Origin of the sequence: Dietzia maris (assembly GCF_014144855.1) — a bacterium.
Lineage (GTDB): Bacteria > Actinomycetota > Actinomycetes > Mycobacteriales > Mycobacteriaceae > Dietzia > Dietzia kunjamensis.
Genome location: NZ_JAALDN010000474.1, coordinates 1 through 14,119, shown reverse-complemented (window position 1 = coordinate 14,119; position 14,119 = coordinate 1). Strand labels below are relative to the sequence as shown.

19 protein-coding genes are annotated in these 14,119 nt (G+C 58.5%); all 19 read left to right on the top strand.

Going from position 1 to position 14,119, the window contains the following annotated elements; genetic code table 11:
- On the top strand, positions 1-204 hold a 204-nt coding region (locus G6024_RS14690; protein WP_206683393.1), incomplete at its 5' end, for a hypothetical protein.
- A 65-nt stretch (positions 205-269) separates the two neighbouring features.
- Positions 270-836: a head-tail connector protein gene (locus G6024_RS14685; RefSeq protein ID WP_159149050.1), complete on the top strand. Its 567-nt coding sequence runs from the start codon at positions 270-272 to the stop codon at positions 834-836.
- Between the two features lie 112 nt (positions 837-948).
- Positions 949-1,149, top strand: a complete 201-nt coding sequence (locus G6024_RS14680) for a hypothetical protein (protein ID WP_159149049.1) — start codon at positions 949-951, stop codon at positions 1,147-1,149.
- Positions 1,149-1,616 carry an HK97-gp10 family putative phage morphogenesis protein gene (locus tag G6024_RS14675; RefSeq protein ID WP_159149048.1) on the top strand — a complete coding sequence of 156 codons (468 nt, stop codon included), beginning with the start codon at positions 1,149-1,151 and terminating at the stop codon, positions 1,614-1,616. The genes G6024_RS14680 and G6024_RS14675 overlap by 1 nt, the downstream gene beginning before the upstream one ends.
- Entirely contained in the window at positions 1,613-2,086 is a 474-nt protein-coding gene (locus G6024_RS14670; protein WP_159149047.1) for a hypothetical protein, read from the top strand. The genes G6024_RS14675 and G6024_RS14670 overlap by 4 nt, the downstream gene beginning before the upstream one ends.
- Positions 2,087-2,090: 4 nt before the next feature.
- Positions 2,091-2,261, top strand: coding sequence for a hypothetical protein (locus G6024_RS14665; protein WP_159149046.1), 171 nt, complete (start codon positions 2,091-2,093; stop codon positions 2,259-2,261).
- Positions 2,262-2,277: 16 nt separating this feature from the next.
- Positions 2,278-3,213 carry a phage tail tube protein gene (locus G6024_RS14660; RefSeq protein ID WP_159149045.1) on the top strand — a complete coding sequence of 312 codons (936 nt, stop codon included), beginning with the start codon at positions 2,278-2,280 and terminating at the stop codon, positions 3,211-3,213.
- Positions 3,213-3,623, top strand: coding sequence for a hypothetical protein (locus G6024_RS14655; RefSeq protein WP_159149044.1), 411 nt, complete (start codon positions 3,213-3,215; stop codon positions 3,621-3,623). Before G6024_RS14660 ends, G6024_RS14655 begins: the two co-directional genes overlap by 1 nt.
- A gap of 184 nt (positions 3,624-3,807) precedes the next feature.
- Positions 3,808-5,838, top strand: coding sequence for a tape measure protein (locus G6024_RS14650; protein WP_159149043.1), 2,031 nt, complete (start codon positions 3,808-3,810; stop codon positions 5,836-5,838).
- On the top strand, positions 5,835-6,608 hold the full coding sequence (locus tag G6024_RS14645) for a phage distal tail protein (RefSeq protein WP_159149042.1): 774 nt from the start codon (positions 5,835-5,837) through the stop codon (positions 6,606-6,608). Before G6024_RS14650 ends, G6024_RS14645 begins: the two co-directional genes overlap by 4 nt.
- A 35-nt stretch (positions 6,609-6,643) precedes the next feature.
- Complete coding sequence (locus G6024_RS14640) at positions 6,644-7,051, top strand: hypothetical protein (RefSeq protein ID WP_159149041.1); 408 nt, start codon at positions 6,644-6,646, stop codon at positions 7,049-7,051.
- A gap of 154 nt (positions 7,052-7,205) precedes the next feature.
- Positions 7,206-9,251 carry a phage tail family protein gene (locus G6024_RS14635; protein WP_182640404.1) on the top strand — a complete coding sequence of 682 codons (2,046 nt, stop codon included), beginning with the start codon at positions 7,206-7,208 and terminating at the stop codon, positions 9,249-9,251.
- 48 nt (positions 9,252-9,299) lie between these two features.
- On the top strand, positions 9,300-9,848 hold the full coding sequence (locus G6024_RS14630) for a hypothetical protein (RefSeq protein WP_159149039.1): 549 nt from the start codon (positions 9,300-9,302) through the stop codon (positions 9,846-9,848).
- A gap of 1 nt (position 9,849) precedes the next feature.
- The gene (locus G6024_RS14625; protein WP_159149038.1) at positions 9,850-10,176 is read left to right on the top strand and encodes a hypothetical protein; all 327 of its coding nucleotides are present in this window, start codon (positions 9,850-9,852) and stop codon (positions 10,174-10,176) included.
- Between the two features lie 610 nt (positions 10,177-10,786).
- Positions 10,787-11,686 carry a cell envelope integrity TolA family protein gene (locus tag G6024_RS14620; RefSeq protein ID WP_182640403.1) on the top strand — a complete coding sequence of 300 codons (900 nt, stop codon included), beginning with the start codon at positions 10,787-10,789 and terminating at the stop codon, positions 11,684-11,686.
- A 128-nt stretch (positions 11,687-11,814) separates the two neighbouring features.
- Positions 11,815-12,093, top strand: coding sequence for a hypothetical protein (locus G6024_RS14615; RefSeq protein WP_159149036.1), 279 nt, complete (start codon positions 11,815-11,817; stop codon positions 12,091-12,093).
- A 1-nt stretch (position 12,094) separates the two neighbouring features.
- Complete coding sequence (locus G6024_RS14610) at positions 12,095-12,382, top strand: DUF7427 family protein (protein ID WP_159149035.1); 288 nt, start codon at positions 12,095-12,097, stop codon at positions 12,380-12,382.
- A gap of 120 nt (positions 12,383-12,502) precedes the next feature.
- The gene (locus G6024_RS14605; RefSeq protein WP_159149034.1) at positions 12,503-12,847 is read left to right on the top strand and encodes a histone-like nucleoid-structuring protein Lsr2; all 345 of its coding nucleotides are present in this window, start codon (positions 12,503-12,505) and stop codon (positions 12,845-12,847) included.
- A gap of 193 nt (positions 12,848-13,040) precedes the next feature.
- A complete protein-coding gene (locus G6024_RS14600; protein WP_200841578.1) occupies positions 13,041-13,811 on the top strand; it encodes a DNA translocase FtsK in 771 nt (256 codons plus the stop codon).
- The last annotated feature ends 308 nt before the right edge of the window (positions 13,812-14,119 follow it).

Sequence of the window (14,119 nt, the reverse complement as noted above, 5' to 3'; positions counted from 1 at the left end):
TCCGGGTGTCCACCAGAGCGGGAACGGTCCAATGTTTATCCTCACTGCAAAGGTGATGTGGTGGACCTATCGGCAGACGAGGCAAAGGTGATCGATACAGTAGCCGAAGAGCGTGGCATCGAAGCTTACAAGTCCGTCGGTAAGAAGGAATCTAAGCCAGCTGAAACGGCGAAAGCTGAAGCGAAAACTGAAACCAAAAAATAGACACAAACCAACAAGCGAAGCGCGCTCTATCCAAAGGGCGCGTTTTGTATTATGTTGATACTTAGATGAGCTCCATAATCACCGTGCCACAGTTGAAACAAGTGAACCCTGCGGTTAATGACGAGGTAGGAGCTGCTGTCGTCGCCGCTGTGAACGCTTGGATCGAGAATGTGACATCTAGGTGCTGGGGCGAGGAAAAGACCGCCACAGAGCGTCACGACGCGTCGAGCGTGGTGTGGCTGCGCCACATGGACGTGCGGGAAGTGGAGTACGTGCGGACCGGCTATCCGGGGGACACCGCCACCACACTCGAAGCGAATCGCTACTACTGCTCCGCAGAGGGCAGGCTCCGGCTCAAGTCCGGGGGTCGCCGGCCTATCGAGGACTACCTGGAAGTGAAGTACACCTACGGGACCGAAGCGGTCCCCGACGACCTGGTCCTGGCTGCTCTCGGCATTGCTACGAGTTACTACGACTGGGCGACCAATGGTGGGCGCGAGATCTCTCGTGCGCAGGTAGGGAGCTACACCCTCCAGTTCGCCAACAGCTCATCCGGCTTTGGTGGACAACCAGATCCGACAGTCTCTCGCGACATGCAGGTGGTGAAGTCATACGCGCTGAGGAGGATCTGACGTGCTTCTCCTCAACCACTCCTGCACTATCCAACGCCTAACCCCGATAGGGACCAACGGGCGCAAGCAGATGCAGACGGCGAAGCCAACGGCTCGCTGCTTAGTCCTGCCCATGGGTTCGAACACGACGATTCAGAACGGTCTGCAGCTCGGTCGGGGCTACGAGGTCCACTTCGCGCCAGATGAAGACGTCCGAGTGGGGGACCGGCTGCTCTGGGACGGCACCCGTCTATCGGTGCGCTACGTCCGTGACTACCGCAACGTGCCACCGGTGAGCCACTTCGAAGCCGTCTGCGAGCAGGAGGTGGCCTAATGCCTGAGATCAAGGTCTCTGTCGATTCTGCCGCGGTCCAGCAGATGCTCCGAGAAGCGCCGGCCAAGGTAGAGAACAGGCTCAACCGGGTCCTGCGAGTCGTGAGCATCGAGACGCAGCGTGAGATGCGTCAGCGCGCCAACGTGGGTGTCACGGGTGATTTACGGCAATCGGTCAAGTACCAGATCGGCAAGCTCGAGGCTTCGATCGGCCCGACGGCGAAGCACGCTCAGTACGTCGAGCACGGCACGAAACCACACTGGACCAGCGTGAAGGATGGCACTCCGCTCGCCAAGTGGGCGAAAGCCAAGGGAATCAGCCCGTTCGCTGTGCAGCGGTCGATCGCCAAGAAGGGGACCAAAGCGCACCCGTTTGTCGGTCCGACCTTCAAGTTCATGGAGCCGAGGATCAAGCGGCGCTTCAATACCGAAATTGACAAGTTAATACAGGAGCTCTCCGCATCATGAGTAAGTCAAAACAGATCAAAAACGCACTCGTGACGCTTCTTTCCGGTCTCGAGATTGACGGTGAGGCGGCGTTCTACGCGGTCACTGACGACACGAGCAAGGACTTTGATGGCTCGCCCGTGGTCCGGGTGCTACCAGATTTTATCGAGAACACTAAGGGCGCGATGAGTCAGAACGACCGCGAGGTCAATTACCAGATCGTGGTTCACCTGCCACTAGAGAACATTGAAGCAATCCAGGGCCAACAGCTCGATCAGATCTACACCCTCACTGACCTAATCCTTGACGCGCTAGATGAGGGCGACTTCGGAAACAGGCTCGAGGAAATCGATCCCTCTCTCGGTACATACATCATGAGAGCTACTCGTGCAGATTGGGATGCGGTGGATAGCAAAGGCGGCGCGCTGATCATGATGGTAATAAACGTCGCGGTCGGCTATACCAAAAATCTAGAGGATGGTTTACGTTAATAGTATGAGCAATAAGAAGGACAAATCGAAAGCCGTAACGAAGAAGCTTCGCCAAGAGCGCAATAAGTACTTTGTGCCGGACTTCGGAGAGGTGGACGCAGAGTCGCTAGACGCTGTGCCCAGTCGTGTCGAAGAACTAAAGAAGAAACGAGAGGAAGGTGATGGCAACAGCTGATAACCAGATTGGACGAATGGAGGCCATCGGCCTCGGTATTGAATCAACCCCAGGGGTTGCGGTGGCTCCGCAGATCTACGTGCGCTGGTACGACAACGGTCTCCAGCCCAAGACCAACGTGGTCGAGAACGAGAGCGCCATGGGCGTGGTCGACGAGATCAGCGACTCAGAGGTCACCTCAGACTGGATGGAAGGCACCATCGGCGGCAAGGTTGCAGACCAGGCGATCGGCTACTTGCTCTCCGGCTTCTTCGGCCTCCCAACGACCGGCGCAGCCGTCAGCGGCGTCTACCCGCACACCTTCCGCATGGGCCAGTCGAGCATCCCGCGAACCCTCTCGGTGCTGCGCAGCAACCCGCTCGAGACAAAGCAGTACGCCTACGGCACCGTCGACACCCTCGAGTTCTCTGCTGAAGCAGATGACTGGGTGATGTTCTCGTCAGCCCTCAAGGCTCGATCGGGTACACCGACAACCGCGACACCAGCATTTATCGACGAGACAGAGTTCACCAGCAAGCACATCAGCGTGAAGCTGGCAGCCAACGTGGCCGGCCTCTCAAGCGCGACCAACCTGAAAGCCGTGAGCGCCAAACTCAACCTCGAGCGACCAAGCGAGCCATTTAACCCGCTCGGTACCGGCAGCACACCAGAGTTCGACCGCGGCGCGTTCACCGTCACTGGCGAGCTGGTCATCCGCTACACCGACACTCAGTATGAGGACGACTTCCTGAACAACGTGGCCAAGGCCATGGAAGTGAAGTTGCAGAACGGCAACCGCTCGCTGACCTTCACCCTGCCGCAGGTCCGCACCCGCGAGCTCGAGCGCTCAGGGGACCGCAACGAGGTCGTCACGCAGACGCTCAACTTGAAGGGCGAGTACAGCCTCAGCGCTGGCTACTCAGTCGAGGCGGTCCTACGGAACACCCGTGCAACGTATGAGGCGGCATCGTAATGGGACGACGGATCGCCTACACCCGCCGGACTTCTCTCGATCGCTTCGAGGGGCTTGAAGACTGCTACATCAGCTGGAGCCCGATGACGTACGCCGAGAAGAACGAATGGCTCAAGACCACCGGTGACGCAGCGGATGACGAGACCGCGATCAACATCGGCATCAAGCTGATCCAAGACCACTTTGTAGGCGGGCAACTCCGCTTCGAAGCTGGTGGCAAGCTCGAAGAGGCGACTAAAGAAGACGTCGCTGAGCTGCCCGTTGAAGTCGTTGACCTTGTCTTCGCTGACATGACGGGGGTGCGATACGACGCTGACCCTTTAGGCGAGACCGGGACGGGAACTACGTCCTCGGCGACTTCGAGCGAAGACGCACCGCAGACAGCTACGAACAGTTCCGAGACGCAATAGTGCGGGGCATCGCGGTCCCTCGGCACATTGCTCAGGAGATCGCGGAGTTTCGGTATCGGGAACGGTTCAGGCTGAGCCACCACGAATTTATGAATGAGCCAGCCGACGAGATCGACAAAGCGCTGATGATTTGGAAGCTGGATCAAGATAGAGCGCAAGTAGAAGCAAAAAGGAACAACTAAATATGGCGAACACCATCTCGATACTCATCACAGCCAAAGACCAAGCGTCCAAGGTTCTTCGTGGCGTCAACACCGAGATGGGCAAGAACGCCACCAACGCCGACAAGCTGAAGGGCGCACTTTCCACCGCTGGCCGAGTAGCTGGCGGTCTCTTCGTGGCCGGCACGACCGCAGCCACTACCGGTCTCATCGCAGCCTCCAAAGCTGCCTTCGACCAGGTGAAAGCCGTGGAAGAGGCACGCTTCGGCCTACAGGCCTATGAGAAGGACGCAGGCAAGGTCGACAAGGTCCTCGGGGACCTTGTGGCCTATGCGCAGAGCGACATGGGCGTGCTCTTCAACCGCAAGGACATGTTCGCTGCGGCCTCCACCCTCAAGATGTACGGCAACGAGACTGACACGCTCGCTGAGCGCGTGAAGATCCTGTCTAAGGGCGTCTCGCAGGGCAAGACCACGTTCCAGGAACTCTCCGCGATCGTTGGTCGAGCAGCTGCCAAAGGCCGTCTCGACGCTGTCGACTTCGACATGCTCATTGAGCGCGGTATCGGACTCGACCGGAAGTTCCGCGGCGCTGCGGTTAGCGCGGACGAACTATGGCAGGCACTCAACACCGCGCTGCCAGACGAACTTCTCTCCGCTCGCGCCCAGACCATTGAGGGTCGGTTCATCCGCCTCCAGAGCGCGTTCCGCAACGTCGGCAACGCGGTGCTCGGGGTTGACGCGGTCACGAACAACTTCATCGAGGGCGGCCTCGGGGATCGGTTCATGAGCGCGGTCGAAGGAGCGACTGGACTGCTCCGGGAGATCGCGCCGGTGGTCCGCGACGTGATGGGTAGCTTCCTCGACACGGCAGACAGCGTGTACCAACGACTGTCACCGGCCTTGACGCGGGTCGGGGCGGCGATTAGCGGCGGACTAATTCCAGCGTTTCAGCAGGCAATTCAAAGCCCGTTTGCTCAGTGGCTAGGCGGGGTGCTTGTCGGAGGAGCCAGGGCGGCGCTGTACGGACTGGAAGGATTGATTCTCGCGACCTCATCGTTCCTTTCCCAACTGAGCACCATGACCCCACTCCTGATAATGGCAGCAACCAGTTTGGGAACGTATAAACTAATTACGACCACGGTCACAGTGGCGACTGGTGCATGGGCCCTCGCACAACGTGGTCTAAATGCAGCTTTAATGGCGAACCCCGTCGGTCTAGTCATAGCGGGTGCGATCGGTATCGTCACCGCCTACGCGTCAGCGGTGAACTCGACCAACAGCAACGCCAACTCAACTCGCGGTCTAGCTGCTGCGCGTGATCAGCTCAAACTCGCGACTGACAGTGCGAAGCAAGCCGAAGACAACCTGAAAGGTGCGCAACTATCGGCGCAAGCTGCAGCTCTGGCAGTAGAACGAGCTCAACGGACGTATAACGAGACTGTCGCCCAGTACGGGCCGGAGTCACTGGAAGCACGAGAGGCAGCTCAACAACTAAGTCAAGCGCAGTACAACCTTGAGCAGGCAAACGGTCGCGCCAAGCAAGCAACGCTCGAAAACAAGGAAGCGCAGAAGGAACTTGCGGCCCTGAAGGACGCGCTCGCGAAGGCGGAAGCCGAGAAGCGTGCGGCCCTCGACCCAACTACCCGGTCACTGTGGGGACAAGACGCCGCAGTCAACTCCCTCTCGCTCAGGCTCGATGGCCTCAATGGCCGGACCGTCACTTACAACGTCCGCGGCAACGTGGATAACGCCGAAGCGGCCAAGGCGGCCGGCTACAGCACCGGTGCACCGTTCAAAAACGCCGTCGGCACCGCCTACTCGCCTGGTGGACAAACTCTCGTCGGCGAGCACGGACCCGAGCTCGTCAACCTCCCGCAGGGGGCACGAGTCATCCCGAACTACCAGACCCGCCAGATGATGCAGAGCGATGGCCCGTCGACTATCTCCATCCAGTTCCTCGGACCCGTCTCGATGCGCAGTGACAGCGACGTCCGGGATCTCGCGCAGCAGATCGACAAGCAGCAGCGCCTGGCAGCAAGGGGTGTCGCATGATCGGCATCCGCTACGGCCAGTTCAACCTCCAGGACCCGCAGAACGGTATTTGGGTGAACTCTACAGACATCTACTCGAGCCCTGAGTCTGTGATTCAGGCGGACACGCTGACGCAGGCTGACGGCGCTCTGGTGGTCCAGCAGCGCTATCGCTCGAAGAACTACTCCATCGAGGGCGTGATCCGGCGAGATCATCCGGCTCAGCTCGAGCAAGCCATCGACGAGTTCAAGGTGGCTATGGGCGTGCGAAACCAGGCCTTCGACATCGACTACGCCGGGGGAGTGCGCCGCTACCTCTCGTACGCCTCCACGGTGACGATCAACCGCAACACTCACGGCACGAGCGCGCGCTTCGCGGTCTCGTTTCTCTGCCCGGACGGAGTGGGATGGGACGTGGACTCGTCGGCGCTCCTCGAGCCGACCGGCATCACCGGGTCCGGTGCGACGCTGCCTATTCAGGTGGGCGGCACATACAAGGCGCAGCCCACCATCACGCTCACGATCAACACGATCAGTGGCGGGGGGGACAAGGTCGTCACGATCTCGAACGGCACCACGCTGCGAGGTATCTCGGTAGAGCGAGACTGGGGGGCCGGCGACGTGCTCGAGATTGACTCGCTGAAGATGACGGTGTTCGTCAATAACGTCGCAACGGACTTCTCGGGGCAATTCCCGCAGTGGGAGGCCGGTCCATCGAGTATCTCGTACTTGGATGGATTTACGAGCAGGGATGTGACATTAACGGCGGCCTACACAAGGCGGTGGTTATAGGTTAAGTTAAGAGAATAAACAAGGAGAATTGAATAATGGCGAATGCTCTATACGACAACGGGAGAGAGGGATTTCTCGACGGAAGCATCAACTGGCAGAGCGACAACATTAAGGCGGTACTCGTCGACACTGGCGCGTACACCGCGTCGCTGGCGAGCAACAAGTTCCTGGCGGACATCCCGAGTGCGGCTCGTGTCGCGACCAGCCCAAATCTGACAGGGAAGACCAGTACAGGGGGAGTGGCGGACGCCAACGATGTGACGTTCACCAGCGTGAGCGGTCCGACGGTGGAGGCGGTGGTCCTGTACAAGGACACGGGTAACGCGGCGACTTCGAGGCTCATCGCGTACATCGACACTGGTACAGGCTTGCCGATCACGCCAAATGGCGGGGATATAGCTACCGCTTGGAGTAACGGCGCTAATTGTATATTTAAGCTGTAGGGCCGCGTAAGTGGCTACTACCCCTTGGCTTGCACCAACTGTAGCGACTGTGCCGCTTTGGAACGGCCGCCCTTCATTGTGGGCGGATAAAGACAATGCCCTCGTCTACGACTCGCAATATGCCTCAGGCGTAGGTAATCCAAGTATCTACATCATGATCAACGCCGGAACCGGGTATGCGGTTGCGCCAAGTGCGACGGAAGCGGTACAGCAGGGCGCTATAACGGTAGACAACGGTGCGCCGATAACATACGCCAATTTAATAACTAAGCTACAGCTTCAGGCGAACGTTACTGCGGGCGCGGGTCAAACCTTCAACAAGTCCAGTCTCCAGTTATCTGGATTCGACTTCTCATCGATCCCGCCCAACTCGATCATAAACTCTGTCGAATATCGAGTCTTTTATAAGCTGGTGGGTTCAACGTTGTCCATTAATTACGGGGAAGTTCGGGTCAACTACGACCCCGCGCCGCAGACAATCGCTCCCACTTCAATTTCCAGCACCGAAGCCTTCGACCAACCCTCGTTCTCACCCGGCATCACCTACGTTGACCTCGACAGCGCTCCAAGCACCGAAGCGCACGCCGAACCCCGCCTGAACATGCAACTCCGTCCAAGTAGCGTTTCAAGCGCTGAGGCCTTCGGAATGCTCACGACCAAGCTCGTCTTCGGCTTGGAGGGCATCCCATCTGCGGAGTCCGTCTCGCCCGTGTCGTTCACGACGCAGTTCATCACCGCGGCCGGCGACATTCCGAGCGAGGAAGGCTTCGGCACGCTGCTCAAGACCATGTTCATGTCGGCCTTCGGCAACATCGCGCCGGAGGCGGCAGTAGAAGCCCCGTCCATCATCCAGTCCGCCCCGCCACCTCCTCCTCCGACCGACTGGTCCGCAGTAGGCAAGCAAGACGAGAAGTACTACCTCTACAAAATCTCGAAGCACGACGGCACTTATGTCGGCGTGTGGGTAGACGTGGCCGACAACCTCGAGTTCACCGAGCGCATCAACTCACCGGGTACGACGACGACCGTGCGCTTGGCCCGCTCTGCCAACACCACCAGGGAAGTGCGAGCGAACCTCCTCACGCAGGGCGGGGACTTCCTCACGACCGAAGACGGCGCGAGGCTCGTCAGCGTGTACGAGACACCCAACACGGTGGGTGAAGGCACCGACGTGGAGCTCAACTACAACGTCGACATCTACGTGCACTACGGCGAGTTTGCGCGGCTTGTGACGCAGCTCGGAGAGCCGATCGTGACGCAGGCCGGCGACAACATCATGGTCGTCTCTGGAGCGCCGCTGGGCACGCGTGTCTTCAGCGGGTACGTGCTGGACTACGACGCGAGCTACGGCGAAGAGTCGTCGGTGTGGGTGACCGTGGTGTCGCACGGCAATGAGCTGAGCGACCAGGAGGTACTCGACGGCACGAAGACGAATGTGCGCTTCAGCGGTACCGAGCTCTCGGTGATCACGAAGAACATTCTGGACACGAACCCCGGCCGGATGAGCTATAGCTCGGTGAGCCTGCCGAGCACGGGCGTGACGCAGACGATGGACTTCCAGCTCAACACGAAGCTGGAAGCCATCCAGAGCATTTACGACCAGACACCGGACGGCTGGTACTGGTACGGCGATGTGGCGGAGAACCTGATTTACATGCGGCCGGTGAGCCAGGGGTACGACCACACCTTCGTGGTTGGGTGGCACATCAAGACGGTCCGGATTAAGCGGACGATGGAAGGCCTGAAGAACCGCGTGTACTTCGTGGGCGGGCAGACCGACCCGAACAACCCGGCTACGACGAAGTTCAAGAAGTACGAGAACCCGACGAGCCAGAGCCAATGGCGGGTGGGCTTAGAGCGGATCACCGACCGGCGCTACACGCTGGACGCGTCGATGCTGGCGCGTGGCAACAAGGTGCTGAGTGCGGGGGCAGCGCCGGTGTATACGACGACGGTGACGATTACGTCCGGGCGCTACGACATTGAGAGCATCAAGATCGGGCAGACGGTGGGCTTCAAGAACTTCGGCAACTACATCGACGGGGTCCCGCCGCTGCAGATCGTGAGCAAGACGTACACACCGACGGCGGTGACGCTGGAGCTGGGCGCGCTGCTCGATCGCCAAGTGGACACGTTGTCGAAGACGGAGAAGGCGCTCAATAACGAGCAATACCAGAATCTTCCAAACACGCCGTCTTAGTGTTACGTTGGAATTAGAAGGTATAACAACTAAATATGGAGAACCGCCATGGCAGACAAAAGGATTACTGACTTACCGGAGCTGGTCCAGGCCGACAGCGGTGACTTTATCCCCATCGTCGATAGTTCAATGAACGTGACGAAGAGGGTGGCGGCGGAGAAGGTGCTGCCGAATGGGTCGGTGGTTGCGCCGTTGATTCCTGACGGGTCGGTGTCGCCGGAGAAGCGAAGTGGCGGATTTTACGCTGCGCAGATTACGTTCAGTGCGGGGACCGGGGTAAAATCGTTGACTGGATTTGGATTTCGTCCAAAGATGATCCAGGTAACTATTGGTGTATCCTCCGGTGCGACAGACTTTCAAGCATCTGGAACTGCTGTTGACGGGTCGCCTATTGTGCAGAACTTTTCCGCATCGTCTTCGGGAACGGGTTCTTTTAGAACTATTTACGGTACCAATGGAACGTTCGTGGCAACTTCCGGCGCGGCAAATATCTATCATGGGTCAGTGACGAGTTTTGACTCAGATGGCGTGACGGTAAACGTAACTACCGATGCTGGCGCAAACTTTCGTATTTGGAACGTAACCGCCTGGGGATAGCATGACAACCAGTGTCCGCTCCTCCCAAGACGAAAGTGAAAAACCTGCGAAGGTCTACCAGGTCAATGCCCTGGCCGAGAAGATTGACGCGGTCGTACGAACCCAGGAGGAGCTCAAGCAGCTCATCGTCAACCAGAGTCAGACCTACCCGACCAGGCCTGAGCTAAAGCTCGAGCTGCAGAAGCGCGACAGCAAGATTGCGTCGCTTGAGAAGACTCTCGGGAACTACAGCCGCGTGGTGTGGACCCTGGTCACTGCCGTAATCCCCATGCTCGCCGTCACCTTGTGGCAGTTGATCGTCAACTCAGCCAAGGGGGGTGTGCAATGAAGGCGCGACGACTCCTCTTCCCCACCTTCCTCCTCGTGATCCTGAGCTGCATGACTTGGGTGATGGTCACGAACTACCAGCGGGTCGACGAGCTCCAAAAGGCCGGCAAAGAGCCGCTGACAGTCGCGACGCCTGGCAGGAATGGCGAAGATGGGCCACCGGGTAAGAGCGCGTATGAGATCTGGCGAACGAATGGCTACCGGGGCACTGAGCTGGACTTCCTGACTTGGCTCCGCGGGGAGCGTGGACCGGCAGGCCGTGATGGGCAATCGATCCGTGGCGAGGCGGGACCGCAAGGTGAGCGGGGAGAATCAGTACGGGGTGAGCAAGGGCTGCGCGGCCCTGCTGGCAACGACGGCGCTTCCATCCGCGGCGAGAAGGGCGATCGCGGAGACGCAGGACCAATCGGCCCGCGAGGCGAGACTGGCCCCGTAGGAGCACCTGGCGCAAGTGGCCGCACACCTGTCATCGGCTGCGTGATCCGAACTGCAAACTCTCTACCGGTCAACTACATCGCCTGGAAGTACACCGATGAGGCGGACAGCGCCTATCGCAATCTCTACCGCGTACCTGCGTGGGCTCAGGCCGAAGGGTGCGTGGAGGTAGCGGCGTGAGCTACCGACAAGTCAAAGCGCCGAACATTAACACCTCTGCTCGCATTGGGATGTGCCTCGAGTACGTGCAGAACGCTTTCGGGGCCGGTTGGTCAGGCTCCTACGCGTTGGACGGGTGGAACAGGAACACGGTGTTCAACCACGATGATTGGAACATCCCGAAGGGCGTGTACGTGCCGATCTGGTTCGACGGCTACTGGAACGGCGCCCGATACGGCCATGTGGCGATCTACAAGGACGGTGTGGTCTACAGCTCGCCGTGGACCCAGGCGAACGCCGCTATCAACAAGCATGACGTGCTCGGTTCAATCGGCGACGTCGAACGCATCTACCGGATGACGTATATCGGCTGGAGTGAGGGGATCGGCGGTACGCGCGTAATTGAGAAAAAGAAGGAGGTGAATGTGCGAAAGATTGAAAATGCAAGCAACTGGAAGTGGCGATTCGGCAGGCTGCACCGTCAGCTAGTCGGCAACTGGGATATGAGTGATCCAGTCTTCAGAGCGATCGTGGGTCGCGACCCGTGGACCGTTGTCGAAGAGTGGAGCGATCACGAGAACTCTAACCAGGCTCTATCCGACCAAGTACTAGGAGAGCTGGCGCGTAAGGACAAATGGCAGCAACAGATCTATGACCTACAGGCGCAGGTGAAGTCGCTGGGATCACGACCAACCAAGGCTCAGCTCGACGAGGCCACCAAGAAGGCCAACGATCTAGCTAAGGCCATGGACTCTGCGCAGGCGCAGGCTGCCGAAGAGCGCAGGAAAGCGCAGGAGGCTGATGCGAAGGCGAAGGCGATCGAGGAGGAACAGGCGAAGGCGAAACGTGAAGCCGACAACTTCCTGACGGCGCTGATCAACACGGTGCGGGGCTGGGTGGGCGGAGGTAAGTCGTGAGCGCGGCGTTCTGGCACAAGCTACGACTTTGCCGCAAGTCGCTCATGGGCTACCGGTGCCACGGGCGAGACAACTATGCCGAGTGCGATTAATGCCCGGCCAACAACTAAGTCATCGAAGGAGGTGATATGGAACTACTAACTGAAGCAACGGTACTGGCATCAGCCGCGGTACTGATCATCACGGAGCTGCTGAAGCTCGTGCCCGTACAATTCACAAGTAAGTACCCGGCATGGGTGAACGGCATCGTGTCGATTATCGCGGCAGTCGTAGTGGTGAAGCCAAACATGAATGTGGCAGGTCTTGCGGAGCTGGCCGGTTCGGCGCTGGTGATCGCGGTGGTGGCGGCACTCGCCTATAACCAGTACACCAGCAAAGTCGTCAGTCTTAACTCGTCGAGGCAGTAACGTGGAACGCCCGCGGCCAAGCTCGATCGCCTGGGGCGTTCTTGGTGCCAGCGTGGTGGCGTGGGAGGTTCTTTGTCCGGAAGGAGAATTACTGAGCGAACGCGCCGACACGATGCTCGAGAAGCCAGCGACGCGGGCAGCGGCTATAGCTGCGGTAGGCGCGACGGCTCTTCACCTACTGAATGTGTTCGACGCCATGAACGCAACACAATTTGACCCGTACCATCAAGTTGGCAAGCTCGGTAAGTACGTGAAGAAGCGCACGCCGCAGATCGAGGGCGTTCAATAGCCCTACGGCTGCACAGTTCAACGCAGGAGCGCCCCGAAGTCATCGGGGCGTACTTTGTATAACTTAAGTATTCAAAGCGCCTTGTAGCGTGAACAAGTCGCTTATGCATATAGTGATGGCATGGCTGAAAAAGTTATTCGCATACTCATCGATGATATTTCCGGTGAGGAGATCGCAGACGGTGAAGGCCGCCGGGTCGTCATCGGCTACGAGGGCGCGTCGTACCAGCTGGACCTGAGCAACGAAAACATCGAAGAGCTCGAAGCTGCGCTTGATCCGTACATCAAGGCCGGCAAGAAGTTGTCGAACGCATCGCGCCCCCGTCAGAGGGCGGCCAGCGGATCGGGTCGGAGTACCGAGGAGCTCGCTCGAGTCAGGGCGTGGGCTGAGGAGAACGGGTATGAGGTGAGCGCTCGAGGAAGGGTGCGACAAGAAATTTTGGATGCGTACGACGCTTCGAAGTAATCGTTCGACGCCACTAAAGACCCCTCTTTCGATGGAGAGAGGGGTCTTTCTGTTCGTTTGTGCGATTTATGGGTCGACCCCTGTTCTGGGGTGTCCCCTGCCCTACCTAAAAGTCGAAAAAAGCTAAGTAACGCCACCAATCCAAGGTATTTCAACGTTGTAGCTTGTGTGGGGGAGTGGTTATACTATCTTCATGAAACATGTATACATTATGCGAGGTGGTGAGAATTATTACAAAATAGGAGTGGCGGTCAATGTGAACTCGAGGCTCTCTTCGATCAGAACATCGAACCCTTTCAAGGTTGAGCTTGTTGCAACACGCTTCCTGGAGAATGCAGAAGAGGCTGAAAGTGCGATTCATGTTCGGCTGCGAGAGTATAGGGCTGAAGCTCAGAACGAATGGTTCGTGCTGACTCAAGGGCAAGCATTGCAGCTGGTAGTGGACTTGGCAGCTCATCGCCAGCCTGCTTTTCTGAACCAGCAGGTGACGACAGAAACGTTGCTTGCTCGGCTGGATTCCGAACATTCTGACAACTCGTCAAAACTTCGATCGCTCTCCCATAGCATCGAAACACTGACAGCTAATCTGGCAGCTTTAGCTGATCAGTTTAAGTCATTTAGTCAGCAGCAATTAGAAGTTGCCGCTCCTTTACGGCAGGTGGCGGATGCGTCAAAGTCTGAACCGCCACACGATCCGTTTATAGGTGACGAGCTCGCGCCCACCGCCCTCCATTTGCTTCGAAAGGAAGGGCGTGCGTCAACTTCATTCTTGCAGCGGCGCCTAGCTATTGGGTATGCCAGGGCTGCTCGAATAATGGACCAACTTGAGACAGCTGGATATATAGGGCCGAGCGATGGAGCCAACCCTCGCGAGGTAATCCAGTCCAAGACTGACCCTGATTCGGCCGCGCCGCAATCGCCCGACGGGTACCCGTCTCGGTGGCTTGATCCCGTAGGCAAGTAGCTCTCGGACCTCCGCCCACTCACGTGGAACCGTCCGCCCATCCGACACGTCATACAGGTATGGACACCAACGACTTGGACTCGGACGAGCTGACCGCGTTCGACGTGCTCGACCTCGTGCGCTGGGAGCCAGCGTTGCTCCTGGCATGGACCAACCCCACCCCTTGAGTCGGGGGCAATGTGACACATAGTTGACACAACTCGTGTCACCCCGCCCCACCTCTGTTACGAGCTGCATATGCTGACCTGGGTAAACGTAGCTAACAGAGGTCGTGTACTGGATTTAGGTTCCAGTGTCTACGGACGTGG

Bases quoted from the DNA above. Each gene is read 5' to 3' on its own strand.
- G6024_RS14685 (WP_159149050.1), top strand. From the start codon at position 270: ATGAGCTCCATAATCACCGTGCCACAGTTGAAACAAGTGAACCCTGCG.
- G6024_RS14670 (WP_159149047.1), top strand. From the start codon at position 1,613: ATGAGTAAGTCAAAACAGATCAAAAACGCACTCGTGACGCTTCTTTCC.
- G6024_RS14645 (WP_159149042.1), top strand. From the start codon at position 5,835: ATGATCGGCATCCGCTACGGCCAGTTCAACCTCCAGGACCCGCAGAAC.
- G6024_RS14640 (WP_159149041.1), top strand. From the start codon at position 6,644: ATGGCGAATGCTCTATACGACAACGGGAGAGAGGGATTTCTCGACGGA.
- G6024_RS14600 (WP_200841578.1), top strand. From the start codon at position 13,041: ATGAAACATGTATACATTATGCGAGGTGGTGAGAATTATTACAAAATA.
- G6024_RS14625 (WP_159149038.1), top strand. From the start codon at position 9,850: ATGACAACCAGTGTCCGCTCCTCCCAAGACGAAAGTGAAAAACCTGCG.
- G6024_RS14655 (WP_159149044.1), top strand. From the start codon at position 3,213: ATGGGACGACGGATCGCCTACACCCGCCGGACTTCTCTCGATCGCTTC.
- G6024_RS14630 (WP_159149039.1), top strand. From the start codon at position 9,300: ATGGCAGACAAAAGGATTACTGACTTACCGGAGCTGGTCCAGGCCGAC.
- G6024_RS14650 (WP_159149043.1), top strand. From the start codon at position 3,808: ATGGCGAACACCATCTCGATACTCATCACAGCCAAAGACCAAGCGTCC.
- G6024_RS14615 (WP_159149036.1), top strand. From the start codon at position 11,815: ATGGAACTACTAACTGAAGCAACGGTACTGGCATCAGCCGCGGTACTG.
- G6024_RS14680 (WP_159149049.1), top strand. From the start codon at position 949: ATGGGTTCGAACACGACGATTCAGAACGGTCTGCAGCTCGGTCGGGGC.
- G6024_RS14605 (WP_159149034.1), top strand. From the start codon at position 12,503: ATGGCTGAAAAAGTTATTCGCATACTCATCGATGATATTTCCGGTGAG.
- G6024_RS14635 (WP_182640404.1), top strand. From the start codon at position 7,206: ATGATCAACGCCGGAACCGGGTATGCGGTTGCGCCAAGTGCGACGGAA.
- G6024_RS14660 (WP_159149045.1), top strand. From the start codon at position 2,278: ATGGAGGCCATCGGCCTCGGTATTGAATCAACCCCAGGGGTTGCGGTG.
- G6024_RS14665 (WP_159149046.1), top strand. From the start codon at position 2,091: ATGAGCAATAAGAAGGACAAATCGAAAGCCGTAACGAAGAAGCTTCGC.
- G6024_RS14675 (WP_159149048.1), top strand. From the start codon at position 1,149: ATGCCTGAGATCAAGGTCTCTGTCGATTCTGCCGCGGTCCAGCAGATG.